The sequence below is a fragment of the Frateuria sp. GZRe12 genome (assembly GCF_051900535.1).
In the GTDB taxonomy this organism is placed as follows: Bacteria; Pseudomonadota; Gammaproteobacteria; order Xanthomonadales; family Rhodanobacteraceae; genus Frateuria_A.
In genome coordinates this window covers 835,849-847,871 of sequence record NZ_JBHZGI010000001.1, presented here as the reverse complement: position 1 = coordinate 847,871, position 12,023 = coordinate 835,849, and the positions used below count along the sequence as shown (strand labels likewise).

Sequence of the window (12,023 nt, the reverse complement as noted above, 5' to 3'; positions counted from 1 at the left end):
TCGGCCGACAGACAGGCGCTAGATGCCGCGGCAAGCTTCGCTTTCGTAACCAAGCCAGGAGTTGCCATGGAACGCATCAGGATGACCGTCATCGCATTTGCTCTTTTCGCTTGCGTCTCGGCTGCAGGAGCGGTTGAGCGGCCGAGTGATCCGCTCCGGAACAATGCCCCGAAGGGGGTTGCTGAGGCTTTCTATGCATGCGTCGATCACGCGAACTTCAACGAGATTGAAGAGGCCTACTGCACGTCGCAAGAGCGTACACGGCAGGAAAAACGACTCAATACCTCCTATCAGGCTTTGCTGCGAAAGCTGAATGGAGGTCAGAAGAAGCGTCTCGTCGAAGCAGAGCGCGCCTGGATCAAGTTGCAAGACGCCACGGGGCCATTCGAGGAATCGCTTTACGGTCACGAGATCATCGACAACCTCCAATTGGCCCAAAACGAACTTTTTGCCGTCACGCGCCGTGCCGATCAGCTGGACGAGTACCTGGCGGTCGCCAGTGGTCTTTGACCATCGTTCTTGATTGCGTTGAAGGAGTAACGGCATGCAAGGACCTGACACGCACGACATCGATGCAATCGCCGGCGCCATGTATTTTGTCGTCGGGCGTGCTACCGAAGGCGGCCCTCATCCCTACCGGCTGTCCATCGCTGGCATTACGCAGCAGAGAGGCGACGAGTATTGGGGAATGGCGGAAAAGGTGATCGCGAACAGCGGTTACTCGCTAGGGGCAATCCAGATCGACCTTGGTCAACGTGGGACGTGGCCGCTGGGTGCAACGGAAGATGGACCGCTTAAGCCTGGTCAATCCACTTATGTGGATGCCCTCATCGCGCAGGCAGCAAAGTACGCCGAGGCGCATCGCTTGGAATTCACTTCGGACAGGGCGCAACTTCGTGAGCAGCTCTTGACCCATGGCAATGGGAAAGGGCACCACAGTGCGCTGCAATTCATGGACTCCGGAACCCGCGACAGCTTTAACGCATGGGCGGGATCCGAAGTAGGGAGTCAATGGATCCACAAGAATGTCGACTACCCACAGGTTCGCAATGCGGCCCAGCAGGCGCTGGATCTTCTGGACGCCGTCGGTAAGAACATTCCCGAGAACCGTCGGTTCGAAACACTGGCGCTCCTCACAAAGACTGCCAATCAAAGGCCATCGGAAATGGCCGAGTTCCGCAAGCTTCTCTCGGGCGGTGGCGGTTACGAAGATCTTGTGGCCAGAGCTCAAGAGATAGCGAGCCACCATCGCGGATACGCGGGCGCCGCGGCTGTCGCATCTGCGGGCCGTTACCTCAAGGCTTACGATGATCCGGCGAAAGCCGCCGCGCTTGCTCGCGCGCAAACCAAAGTGGGAAGCGCGGACTTCAATCCCGCAGACTTTTCCAGTGATCAGGATTTGCAGGTCGGATTGAGAGCCATCGGCCAAGGTCGTCCTGTGCACGTCCTCCGCCAAGGCTCCCACGGGGAGGAAGTCATCTCTCTGCAGACCGAGCTTGCCGGGTTGGGCATCACCGATGCCCGCGGCCACGGGTTGAAACCGGATGGCGATTTCGGCCCGAGCACCCGGCAAGCTGTCGTCGCGTTCCAGCAAGCGCATGGCCTGAAGGCTGACGGTCGCGCGGGCCCGACGACGCTCGGCATCCTGGGAGAGGCCATCCGGCAACAAGCCGCGAGCCTGGCCGATCGCAGCCATCCAGGGCATCCGCTGTTCTGCCAGGCGCTGGAAAAGGTCCATCTGATCGATGCGAAGTGTGGGCGCACGCCAGACGAGCTGTCGAACAACGTGGCCGGTTCACTGGCCGTGGCGGCGCAGGCGCACGGGCTCGTCCGCATCGACCACGTGGTGCTGGGCGAGAACGCCACGCGCGCTTTTGCCGTGCAGGGGGCGCTCGATTCGCCGTTCAGGCGATTTGCGGGTGTGGACATCCTGCAGGCGGTTGCCACGCCGCTTGCGCAAAGCAGCGCAGCCTTCCTTGCAGCGCCCCGGCCGCGCGCGGAGGAATCGCTGGCGGCGCTACCTCAACAGACGCTCTCCCCGCCCGCGCTGCAGGACGCCCATCGCTAGCAAACTGTTGCTTTGGATGGCGGAGGCGAAAGGGAGGGGCGGATAAGGTTTCATCCGGCCATTCCTATCCTTGGTAGTCGCTAAGCGATACATCGCAAGGCGAACGGTCGATGCGCAAGCCGTCGCAGCCGGCCGGCAAGAACCTGCGGCGCCGATTGCTGCTAAGTTCCGAGGCTGTCCATACGCCTGCCGGAGGTCTTCCATGTCCCGTGTCGCTCTCGCTGGTTCACCGGTCGCCGCGCACCACAGGCCATGGCGTCTCGCGCTGGCCGTATCGATGGCCCTTGCAGCCGGCGTGGCCAGTGCCCAGCAAACCTCGAGCGCCCACGTGCCACCGCCCCAGGACACGCCTTATCCGGGCACGGTCGAGATCCACGTCGATGCGGGCGACACCCGACAGGGCATCTTCCGCGTCCACGAGACCCTGCCGGTGCAGGCCGGTGCGCTGACGCTGCTGTATCCGCAATGGATCCCCGGCGACCATTCGCCGAGCGGTCCGGTCGCGATGCTTGCCGGCCTGAAGCTCAGCGCCGGTGGCAAGGCGATCAAGTGGACGCGGGACGAATACGACGAGTACGCGTTCCATGTCGACGTGCCGGCTGGCGTGTCCACGATCGATGCGGATTTCCAGTACCTGTCCAGCCGCGATGGCGGCTACGAAATGACCGACCGCATGCTGGACCTGGAATGGAACAAGATGGCGCTGTACCCGGCCGGCCATTTCTCGCGCGGCATCACCTTTGCGCCCAGCGTGACGTTGCCGCACGGCTGGCAGTTCGGCAGCGCCCTGGAACCGGCCGGCCAGGCGAAGCTGTCCTCCTCGGGCGACACCACGACCTTCAAGCCGGTGCCGTTCAACACGCTGGTCGATTCGCCGATCTATGCGGGCCAGTACTTCAAGCGCGTCGACCTTACGCCGAAGGGTGGCGCGCCGGTGCACCTGGATGTCGTCGCGGATGCTCAGAAATATCTGGAGATAACCCCCGAACAGCTGCAGGCGCACCGCGCGCTGGTGGCTGAGGCGGCGACGCTGTTCGGCTCCCACCACTACGACCACTACGACTTCCTGTTCTCGCTGTCGGACCAGTTGGGCGGCAACGGGCTTGAACATCACCAGTCCAGCGAGAACGGCCTGGAGTCGGACTACTTCACCGCGTGGAGGGAGGCCGCGCCCGGGCGCGACCTGCTCGCACACGAGTACACCCATTCCTGGAACGGCAAATTCCGCCGGCCGGCCGACCTGTGGACGCCCAACTTCAACGTGCCGATGGGCGACTCGCTGCTGTGGGTGTACGAGGGGCAGACGCAGTACTGGGGTTATGTGCTCACCGCGCGCGCCGGTCTGTGGACGCCCGAACAGTTCCGTGACGCACTGGCCATGACGGCCGCCAACTATGACCGCAACCGCGTGGGCTTCCACTGGCGCACGCTGGAGGACACCACCAACGACCCGACGGCGGCCCATCGCACCGGCCTGCCATATCGCAGTTGGCAGATGAGCGAGGAGTACTACAGCGCCGGGCAGATGATGTGGCTGGAAGTCGACGCCAAGCTTCGCGCGCTGACGCACGACAAGAGATCGCTGGACGACTTCGCGCGCGCGTTCTTCGGCGTGGACAACGGCAGCTTCGTGACGAAGACCTATACCTTCAACGACGTGGCGGCGGCCTTGAATGGCGTGGCGCCGTACGACTGGGCGGGCTTCCTGCGCGCGCGCGTCGATACGCTCGATCCGCCGCTGCTCGATGGCCTGGAAGGCACCGGCTGGAAGCTGGTCTACACCGACCAGCCGAGCGACTACGAAAAGCAGTACAACAGCCGGCCGCAGTCGCCCCGGCATCTGTACAACTTCGCCTGGTCGATCGGCCTGACGCTGGACGATCATGGGCAGGTCAACGACGTGCGCTGGGACGGTCCGGCCTTCAAGGCAGGCGTCAGCACTGGTGCCACCGTCGTCGCCGTGAACGGCAAGGACTATTCGACCGACGCGCTGAAGAGCGCGATCACCGCGGCGAAGGACGGCAACACGCCGATCCAGCTCATGCTGAAGTTCCAGGGCGGCTACCGCACCGTGCCGGTGGATTACCACGGCGGCCTGCAGTATCCGCATCTGGTGCGCGTCGAGGGCACGCCGGATTACCTGAGCCAGATCATCAGGCCGCGCACGAAATAGCAGCCTCGCAAGCGGTTGCCTGGCCGACTCTGAAGGCGGGACGGCCCGGCCCGCCTTCAACATGGCATAACCGACCGCGATCTACCCTGCCGCCATGAAAGGGCGGCGGGCCTTCCTCAAGCGATGGGGCCGCATCGCGTTGGGTGCGGTCGGAGGCATGGTCGTGCGTCGCGTACCCGCGGAGAAGGCGACGGGCCCGCCGGATCACGAAAGTCGAGCGCCAGTGACCTTGTTCCTTTGCGGCGACGTGATGCTCGGGCGGGGTATCGACCAGATCCTGGCCCACCCTTCCGATCCCGCGCTGCACGAAGGTTACGTACATGATGCGCGCGGGTACCTCGCGCTGGCCGAGCGTGCCAGCGGGCCGATCCCGCGGAAGGTCGCCGCCGACTACGTCTGGGGCGAGGCGCTGGCGCAGTGGCGGGCGCGCCGGCCGGCGCTGCGCATCATCAACCTGGAAACCAGCATCACGCGGTACGAGCGCGCCTGGCCGAAGGGCATCAACTACCGCATGAATCCGGCCAATGTCGATGTGCTCGCGGCCGCCGGCATCGACTGCTGCGAGCTGGCGAACAACCACGTGCTGGACTGGGGTTACCAGGGGCTGGCGCAAACCCTGGCGGTGCTGCGGGCGGCGAAGATCGCTGTCGCCGGGGCGGGCGAGCGGTTGGCAGCGGCGCAGGCGCCCGCAGTGCTGCCGCTGCCCCACGGTCGGCGCCTGCTGGTATTCGCCGCGGCCACCGATGATGCTGGGGTACCGGCGGACTGGGCGGCCGAAGCGACCCGCGGGGGCGTCTGGCGCCTGCCGGACCTTTCGGCGCAAACGGTCGCGCACATCTCGACCGAGTTGGCCCGGCACCGACGGGAGGGCGATCTGGTGGTGTTCTCCCTCCATTGGGGCGGCAACTGGGGTTACGAGATCGCCGCGGCGCAGCGTGCGTTCGCCCACGCGCTCGTCGACGAAGCGGGCGTGCATCTGCTCCATGGCCATTCCTCGCACCACCCCAAGGCGGTCGAGGTGCACCACGGGCATCTCGTGCTGTACGGCTGCGGCGACTTCCTGAACGACTACGAAGGCATCGGCGGCCACGAGGCTTTCCGCGGGGAACTTGGCCTGATGTATTTCCCTCAATTGGAGACCGCACACGGGCGTCTGTGTGAACTGGCGCTTGTGCCGACCCATGTGCGGGCCTTCCGCATCCAGCAGGCGACGCCGCAGGACCGACGCTGGCTGCTCGATGCGATGCGCCGCGAATACGGGCGCATGGGTTGTGACATCCAGGAGAACCCTGATGGCACTTGGGCGTTGGTGTGGTGATGGGAAGGTCGTGCGTTTTTGCGTGCCAGTGCACAGTACCGATGTAGGAAAAACCTGATCGATGCGCGGCTTGCCAGTGCCTTCACGAGAGGTGAAACACGCTTCACACAATTGGGCCGTCGACTCTCTGGACGGCAGTGCAGTGGTATCCCCGGCCACCGGTTCGCCTCCCCAGCGGACGAGCGCCGATACATACAGGAACCATGAATGGCCAGTTTCGTTGCTCGCGTAAAAAAAATAAGAAGAGCCATCGTCAAGAGAATGCCCGACCCGGTCTACTACCCTTACAGGTATTTCCAGATCTACGGCCGGGTCGGAAACCTCGCGCAGCCCAAACGGTATTCGGAAAAGATCTTCCACCGGATGTGGCACCCGCTGCCTGACTTCACGCGGCTTGCCGACAAGGTGGCGGTGCGCAGCTACATCGCCGATGCGGTGGGCGAGCAGTACCTGGTACCGGCCTTCTTTTCCTGCGACGAAGTCGCCCGCGAGACCTTCGACACGTTGCCCGACACCTTCGTCATGAAGGCGAACCACAGCGCAGGACAGACGCGAATCGTCCTGGACAAGGGGAACGAGGACCTGGACATGTTGGCCGACCTCGCCAACGGATGGCTCAAATCGGACTTCTCGATACGGCAGCGCGAAAAGCACTACCAGAAGATCCCCAGGAAGATCATTTTCGAGGAGGCGTTGCTTGGTCCCTCGGGCGAGCCGCCCGACGACTACAAGTTCTTCGTGTTCAACCCCGGTGGCGGGCAGGAACCGTTTCTTTTCGTACAGTACGTCCACGATCGCTTCAAGGACGAGATGACGCAGGACTTCTACCTGGACGATTACTCCCCCGCGCCCTTCCGCTTCCGTGGCCTCAAGTCCAGCGGCAAGCCCTTGCCGATAGTCGACGGGCTGGACGAAATGGTCAGCATCGCCAGGAAACTGGCCGAGCCGTTCGGCTTCATGCGCGTGGATTGCTATTACTACCAAAACAAGGTCTACGTCGGCGAACTGACCTTCACGCCAGGTGCCGGCATCTATGCGCTTTCGCCTCCGCATTGGGACGCGATGCTTGGAGGCAAGTTCCGCTGGCCGGAGACGGCCGGACGGGGCGGGTAACGCGCACAAAAAGAGGCGGCCTTTGCCGCCTCTTTTTTTGTGCTCGAAACGTCGGGCGCAGCGCCGGCCGCAGTGTGGTGCGCGCCTGTCGACAGGCGCACGCGGCGGGAAGGCCGGTGCGTGGCTCGAAGCTCGGCGCGCCGAGCCTCGAGCGGCGCTGCCTCAGTAGCGCGGACCGGTGTTGAGGTTGTTGCCCGTGGTTCCGCGGGTGGTGCCGAGCCCGGCGCCGGTGCCGGTGGCGATGTCCGCCGCGCCGTGGCGCTCGAAGATGGCACGGGCGCGGTCGCGTTCGGCCATGTCTTCGGTGCTTACGGTTATCAGCGCGTTCCCCTCGCGGACGCGCTCGTCGTAATGCTTGGCTTCCACCTCGGGAATGCCCATGCCGATCAGCGCGCCGACGATGCCGCCGGTCGCGCCGCCGACCGCTGCGCCGCCGAGCGCGGCCATGATCGGTCCTGCCGCGATGAACGGCCCCAGGCCCGGGATCGCCAGCGTACCGATGCCGACCAGCCAGCCCAGTCCGGCACCGACGCCCATGCCCGCGACGCCACCGGTGGTCGCACCTTCCGGCGCCTTGGTGTTGTGTTCGGTGGCGAACTCCCGCGTGCCGCGGCGGTTCTGCATCAGCACGGAAATGTCGTTGTTGGAAAAGCCGGCGTCCTTCAGGTCGTCGACGATGGCCTCGGCCTTGTCCTGGTCGCGGACGGTGCAATAGACGGATGCGTACATGGCGGTCTCCTCAATCGGAATCGGTGGCGATATCGAGCTGGTTGTCGACGCGGGTCACGCCGCGCACGCTGGCGGCATCGCGCTCCACGCGCGCCTTCTCCTGTGCGTTGGCCACCGGCCCACGCAGTGTCACCACGCCGCCGTTGGCGACGACCTTGACGTTGCGCGCCTTCACCGAAAGGCCGTCGTCGTCGACGATCGCCTTGCGGACGTTTGCGACCAGGTCGACGGCATTGGAGCTGTTGGACTGGTCCATGGGCGTGGTGGAGGCGTCATTGCGGTCACGTCGGTTCAAACGTGTGTTGTCGGCATCTTCGCCGGTCACGCCACCGGCCGACTGGCTGGCCGCAGGTGATGACTGCATGGGCGTGGCCTGCTGCGCGAAAGCGCCGGTGCTTGCCGCGAGCGCTGCGAACACGCCCACGGCCAGGGGTCTGGGCAATGCGACTTTCATGCGTTCCTCCTCATTGGGAGCCATGCGGGACGGTCCCGCACTCCAGGTCCGGCCGCGAGCCGGGCCGGAAAGCCCACGCTAGGGAGTCGGCGGTAAAAGGTCCGTGTCATCGAGGTGAGCAGACTCGACGATTACGCGCATGGGCGGGCACGCGGGCGTTCACTTCGCCGCGGTCGTCTGCTATGAGTTCCCCACCCGCGCGCGGCATGGACGATCCGGTGACCACCAGCCCTTCAGCAACGCAACTGCGCGACTTCGCGCGACTGCGCCGCGTGCGCGATCGCATCGACCGCGAGTACGCGCAGCCGCTCAACGTCGAGGCGCTCGCGCGCGGTGTCCACATGTCGGCCGGGCACCTCAGCCGGCAGTTCAAGGCCGCGTTCGGCGAGTCGCCGTACAGCTACCTGATGACGCGGCGCATCGAGCGCGCCATGGCGCTGCTGCGCCGGGGCGATCTCAGCGTCACCGAGGTCTGCTTCACCGTCGGCTGCGCCTCGCTGGGCACCTTCAGTACGCGCTTCACCGAGCTGGTGGGCGTGTCGCCAAGCGTCTACCGGAGGGATGCGGCCGACGCCACCGCGGGCATGCCTTCCTGCGTTGCGCGCCAGGTGACCAAACCGATCAGGAATCGAGAAGCGCCCGATCGCGAGCCCGACCTAGCATGAGCGCTCCTTCCACACCGAGCGTCACCGCCATGGACATCACCATCCACGCCAGTTTCCTCCCGCACACCGATCCGGAAGCTTCGCTGGCTTTCTACCGCGATGCCCTTGGCTTCGAGGTGCGCAACGATGTCGGCTACAACGGCATGCGCTGGATCACGGTCGGTCCGGCCGACCAGCCGGGCACGTCCATCGTGCTGTTCCCGCCGGCGGCGAGCCCGGGCGTCACCGAGGAAGAGAAGCAGACCATCGCCGGGATGATGGCCAAGGGCACCTACGCCATCATGCTGCTGGCCACGCCGGACCTCGATGCCGCCTTCGAGCGTCTCCAGGCCAGCGGCGCGGAGATCGTCGAAGAGCCGACCCGGCAGCCTTACGGCGTGCGCGACTGCGCCGTGCGCGATCCGGCCGGGAACCTGCTTCGCGTCCAGGAACGCGCGCCGTAAGGAAGACGTCGGTGCACCTTTTGCGCACCTGTGCCGGTGGGCTGGAGCCGAAGCCCACCGGCGTGACCGGGCAACACACCTGAAGAGGACGAACGATGGCGACCATGCGCGAACAGGCCACTGCTACGGCAGGCCCCTCGCCTTCCGAACGGATCGACGCGCGGATCGAGGAACTGGGCGATTGGCGAGGCGAAACCCTCGCCCGCGTCCGCGCGCTCATCAGACACGCCGATCCGGAGGTCGTCGAGGAATGGAAATGGCGCGGCGTGCCGGTGTGGTCGCACGCCGGCATCCTCTGCACGGGCGAAACCTACAAGAACGTCGTCAAGCTGACGTTCGCCAAGGGCGCCAGGCTGGACGATCCAGCGGGGCTGTTCAATTCCAGTCTCGAGGGCAATACGCGGCGCGCCATCGACATCCACGAAGGCGAAACCGTCGACGAGGCCGCCCTGGCGGCGCTGGTGCAAGCGGCCGTGGTCCTCAACACGCGCTGACGTCGGCGCATGGCCCGGGGCGACCTGGATATCGGGCCATGCAGCATGGCCGGGCGGGAAAAGCCAAAGAGCGCTGCCTTTCGATGTCCCGCCGGTGCGGACTATCGCTCGCTTGCCGAGGGCTTCGGGCCGCCCCGATCATTACGCCTCCGGCCGCGCGTGTCTTCTTGCGCGAGGTGACGATCCAGGGACGCCGTGCGATACCGCCGTGTCGAGCACGGCTTCACTCTCCGCCACGCGGATGTCACGCCCGGCTTACCGTCGGCGAGTAGGATCGCCGCCCGGGTGCGGGAGCAGCGAGCAAACGACCTTGCTGGCGAGGGCAGGTGGCATGTGTGCCGCGCCCGAAGCTGCGCCACCGTGTACGGACCGGGCGACGCAGCCACCCGCTTCGTACAACGCCGGCCCGGGTGGCCCGCGACCCACGAGGCGCACGCGGCACCGCCCGATCCTGCCGCACTCTCCCTGGAGGGTCCTCCCATGACTCCTCGCAAGCGACTCCTGGTCGGCGCACTGGCGCTTGGCCTCTGCCTGGGTGCCGCGCCGCCGGCGCGCGCCGCGGATACCGCCGCAATGCCCGGCACGCGGGACATCGCCAGCCTGGTGCAGACGCACACGGGTTATCCGGTGAAGATGTCGGTCTACGCCACGGGGCTCAACAACCCGCGTGGCCTGAAGTTCGGGCCCGACGGCTACCTCTACGTGGCCGAGGGTGGCCGCGGCGGCAGCCACACGACCACCGCCATGGATTGCACGCAGGTGCCGGAAGTGGGGCCGTACAGCGGCAGCTACACCGGCGGGCGCATCTCGCGGATCGACCACCACGGTCACCGCATCACGATCACCAACAAGTTCCCCTCGAGCCAGACCTCCGCCCAGACCGGTTCGCTGGTCAGCGGCGTAGCGGACGTCGCCTTCATCGGCCGTACCCTGTATGCCATCACCGCCGGGGCGGGTTGCTCCCATGGCCTGAAGGGCACCTACAACGGCATCGCGCGCGTCGATACGGACGGCTCGATCCACTGGATCGCCAACCTCAGCCGCTACCAGAAGAACCATCCGGTGCAGAACCCGGAGGAAGAGGATTTCGAGCCCGACGGCACCTGGTACAGCATGGTGGCGCTCCATGGCGAACTGTTCGCGCTCGAGCCCAACCACGGCGAACTGGTGAAGGTGAGTCTCGACGGCAAGGTGCGGCGCGTGGTCGATGTCTCGGCCAGCCAGGGCCACATCGTGCCGACGGCGTTGGCGCATCATGGGCAATTCTTCATCGGCAATCTCGGCACATTCCCGATCACGGCCGGTTCGTCGAAGGTGCTCAAGCTGACCCGCAACGGGCAACTGTGGCCGGTGGCGGACCGGTTGACCACGGTGCTCGGGATCGCCTTCGACCGGCGCGGATGCATGTACGTGCTGGAAGACACCACCGGCAAGGACAACCTGGCACCCACGCCGGGCACCGGGAAGGTGGTGCGCATCGAGCCATCCGGCGACCGCCACGCGGTGGTGACCGGGCTGGTGTTGCCCTCGGCGATGACTTTCGGGCCGGACGGCGCGCTGTATGTGTCGAACGCGGGCTTCGGCCTGCCGGCGGGCATGGGACAGGTGCTGCGCTTCGACTTCGATGGCTGGCGCCATTGACCCTGGCGTTACCGAGCTGGCGCGGTCCGGTTGGGCCGCGCCAGCCGTCGGCTGACGCAAGGATTCATGGTCGGGGAGATCCGGCCTCGCCCGCTTTTCCCGGGGCCGTGCGTCGGGCCTGCTGCTCGATGTATTTCAGTTCGGCCAGCGAGCGCGGCTCGTCCGGGATCAACTTCAGGCACGCACGGTAGGCGGCGCCCGCCTCATCGAAGCGATGCATCTCGGTCAGCGCGAAGCCCTGGCCGCGCAGGGCCTTGCAGGTCGTGTCGGGGACGTCCGCCGCGGTGATCGGGGCGTAGGCTTGCGCGGCCTGGTAGTGAGCCAGCGATTCGTCCCATTGGTGTTTGCCCTGGTAGGCGAAGCCGATCTCGATGTTGTACTGGCTGTCCATCGGCGCGCGCCGAAGCGCTTTTTGCAATTCGGCGATCGCATCGTCGTAGCGCGCCATCTCGTTGTAGGCGAAGCCGCGCGCCCAGTACGCCATCGCCCAGGCGGGTCCCAGGACGAGCACCTTTTTCGGTTGCCGCGGGGCGACCATCGCCGAGTAGAGCAGGGCGTCCGACGGGCCGCGGGCGCTGTAGACGATCTCGTCGGCGCGCGCATAGGCGGCCTCGTACTTCGCCACCACGGTGTCCAGCGGGCCGTCGATCGCCGCCATGATCTGTCCGTCCCGGATCATCTGCGCTGCTTTCACCACGAGCTGCACGTCGGCGTCGCCGTGGGTGTCGCCGGCCGTCGACTCGATGGAGGCGGCAGCAGGCGGCTTGTCGGGCGCGCCGGTGCAAGCGGCGAGCAGCAGCACGAGGCTCCATCCAGCGAGCCTCGCGGTGGTCCGCACAAGGGGGCTGGGCCCAAGGTGCGTTCCTGCAAGTTGGCGAGGGTGAAAAGTGCCGTTCCTTGCCAAGCACAGCATGGCCTTCCTCCC

The 12,023-nt window shown here is 65.8% G+C and carries 12 protein-coding genes; 9 read left to right on the top strand and 3 right to left on the bottom strand.

Translation table 11 applies throughout. The features are described 5' to 3' along the window. The first annotated feature begins 66 nt into the window (after positions 1–66). The 5 genes from ACFWZ4_RS03845 to ACFWZ4_RS03825 all read left to right on the top strand — a co-directional run bounded on the left by ACFWZ4_RS03845 (position 67) and on the right by ACFWZ4_RS03825 (position 6,672). Complete coding sequence (locus ACFWZ4_RS03845; RefSeq protein WP_439703396.1) at positions 67–510, top strand: lysozyme inhibitor LprI family protein; 444 nt, start codon at positions 67–69, stop codon at positions 508–510. Positions 511–544: 34 nt separating this feature from the next. Beyond that, a complete protein-coding gene (locus tag ACFWZ4_RS03840; protein WP_439703395.1) occupies positions 545–2,068 on the top strand; it encodes an XVIPCD domain-containing protein in 1,524 nt (507 codons plus the stop codon). A 202-nt stretch (positions 2,069–2,270) separates the two neighbouring features. Beyond that, complete coding sequence (locus tag ACFWZ4_RS03835) at positions 2,271–4,241, top strand: M61 family metallopeptidase (protein WP_439703394.1); 1,971 nt, start codon at positions 2,271–2,273, stop codon at positions 4,239–4,241. Positions 4,242–4,464: 223 nt separating this feature from the next. Further along, on the top strand, positions 4,465–5,559 hold the full coding sequence (locus ACFWZ4_RS03830; RefSeq protein WP_439703393.1) for a CapA family protein: 1,095 nt from the start codon (positions 4,465–4,467) through the stop codon (positions 5,557–5,559). Positions 5,560–5,766: 207 nt separating this feature from the next. Continuing rightward, the gene (locus tag ACFWZ4_RS03825; RefSeq protein ID WP_439703392.1) at positions 5,767–6,672 is read left to right on the top strand and encodes an ATP-grasp fold amidoligase family protein; all 906 of its coding nucleotides are present in this window, start codon (positions 5,767–5,769) and stop codon (positions 6,670–6,672) included. 162 nt (positions 6,673–6,834) lie between these two features. On the opposite strand, the gene ACFWZ4_RS03820 is transcribed toward ACFWZ4_RS03825, so the two are convergent. Then, positions 6,835–7,401 carry a hypothetical protein gene (locus ACFWZ4_RS03820; RefSeq protein ID WP_439703391.1) on the bottom strand — a complete coding sequence of 189 codons (567 nt, stop codon included), beginning with the start codon at positions 7,399–7,401 and terminating at the stop codon, positions 6,835–6,837. A gap of 10 nt (positions 7,402–7,411) precedes the next feature. Next, positions 7,412–7,855, bottom strand: a complete 444-nt coding sequence (locus ACFWZ4_RS03815; protein ID WP_439703390.1) for a BON domain-containing protein — start codon at positions 7,853–7,855, stop codon at positions 7,412–7,414. 182 nt (positions 7,856–8,037) lie between these two features. On the opposite strand from ACFWZ4_RS03815, the gene ACFWZ4_RS03810 reads away from it, so the two are divergent. The 4 genes from ACFWZ4_RS03810 to ACFWZ4_RS03795 all read left to right on the top strand — a co-directional run bounded on the left by ACFWZ4_RS03810 (position 8,038) and on the right by ACFWZ4_RS03795 (position 11,098). Next, on the top strand, positions 8,038–8,520 hold the full coding sequence (locus tag ACFWZ4_RS03810; protein WP_439703389.1) for a helix-turn-helix transcriptional regulator: 483 nt from the start codon (positions 8,038–8,040) through the stop codon (positions 8,518–8,520). Further along, positions 8,517–8,963, top strand: coding sequence for a VOC family protein (locus ACFWZ4_RS03805; RefSeq protein ID WP_439703388.1), 447 nt, complete (start codon positions 8,517–8,519; stop codon positions 8,961–8,963). The genes ACFWZ4_RS03810 and ACFWZ4_RS03805 overlap by 4 nt, the downstream gene beginning before the upstream one ends. A 104-nt stretch (positions 8,964–9,067) precedes the next feature. Continuing rightward, positions 9,068–9,457, top strand: a complete 390-nt coding sequence (locus ACFWZ4_RS03800; RefSeq protein WP_439703387.1) for a DUF1801 domain-containing protein — start codon at positions 9,068–9,070, stop codon at positions 9,455–9,457. A 480-nt stretch (positions 9,458–9,937) separates the two neighbouring features. Beyond that, on the top strand, positions 9,938–11,098 hold the full coding sequence (locus ACFWZ4_RS03795) for a ScyD/ScyE family protein (RefSeq protein WP_439703386.1): 1,161 nt from the start codon (positions 9,938–9,940) through the stop codon (positions 11,096–11,098). Between the two features lie 64 nt (positions 11,099–11,162). On the opposite strand, the gene ACFWZ4_RS03790 is transcribed toward ACFWZ4_RS03795, so the two are convergent. Then, complete coding sequence (locus ACFWZ4_RS03790; protein WP_439703385.1) at positions 11,163–11,900, bottom strand: tetratricopeptide repeat protein; 738 nt, start codon at positions 11,898–11,900, stop codon at positions 11,163–11,165. Between the last annotated feature and the right edge of the window lie 123 nt (positions 11,901–12,023).

What these genes read in the sequence shown, in the direction of transcription:
- ACFWZ4_RS03845 (WP_439703396.1), top strand. Translation starts at nt 67, where the DNA reads ATGGAACGCATCAGGATGACCGTCATCGCATTTGCTCTTTTCGCTTGC.
- ACFWZ4_RS03840 (WP_439703395.1), top strand. Translation starts at nt 545, where the DNA reads ATGCAAGGACCTGACACGCACGACATCGATGCAATCGCCGGCGCCATG.
- ACFWZ4_RS03835 (WP_439703394.1), top strand. Translation starts at nt 2,271, where the DNA reads ATGTCCCGTGTCGCTCTCGCTGGTTCACCGGTCGCCGCGCACCACAGG.
- ACFWZ4_RS03825 (WP_439703392.1), top strand. Translation starts at nt 5,767, where the DNA reads ATGGCCAGTTTCGTTGCTCGCGTAAAAAAAATAAGAAGAGCCATCGTC.
- ACFWZ4_RS03820 (WP_439703391.1), bottom strand. Translation starts at nt 7,401, where the DNA reads ATGTACGCATCCGTCTATTGCACCGTCCGCGACCAGGACAAGGCCGAG.
- ACFWZ4_RS03815 (WP_439703390.1), bottom strand. Translation starts at nt 7,855, where the DNA reads ATGAAAGTCGCATTGCCCAGACCCCTGGCCGTGGGCGTGTTCGCAGCG.
- ACFWZ4_RS03810 (WP_439703389.1), top strand. Translation starts at nt 8,038, where the DNA reads ATGAGTTCCCCACCCGCGCGCGGCATGGACGATCCGGTGACCACCAGC.
- ACFWZ4_RS03805 (WP_439703388.1), top strand. Translation starts at nt 8,517, where the DNA reads ATGAGCGCTCCTTCCACACCGAGCGTCACCGCCATGGACATCACCATC.
- ACFWZ4_RS03800 (WP_439703387.1), top strand. Translation starts at nt 9,068, where the DNA reads ATGCGCGAACAGGCCACTGCTACGGCAGGCCCCTCGCCTTCCGAACGG.
- ACFWZ4_RS03795 (WP_439703386.1), top strand. Translation starts at nt 9,938, where the DNA reads ATGACTCCTCGCAAGCGACTCCTGGTCGGCGCACTGGCGCTTGGCCTC.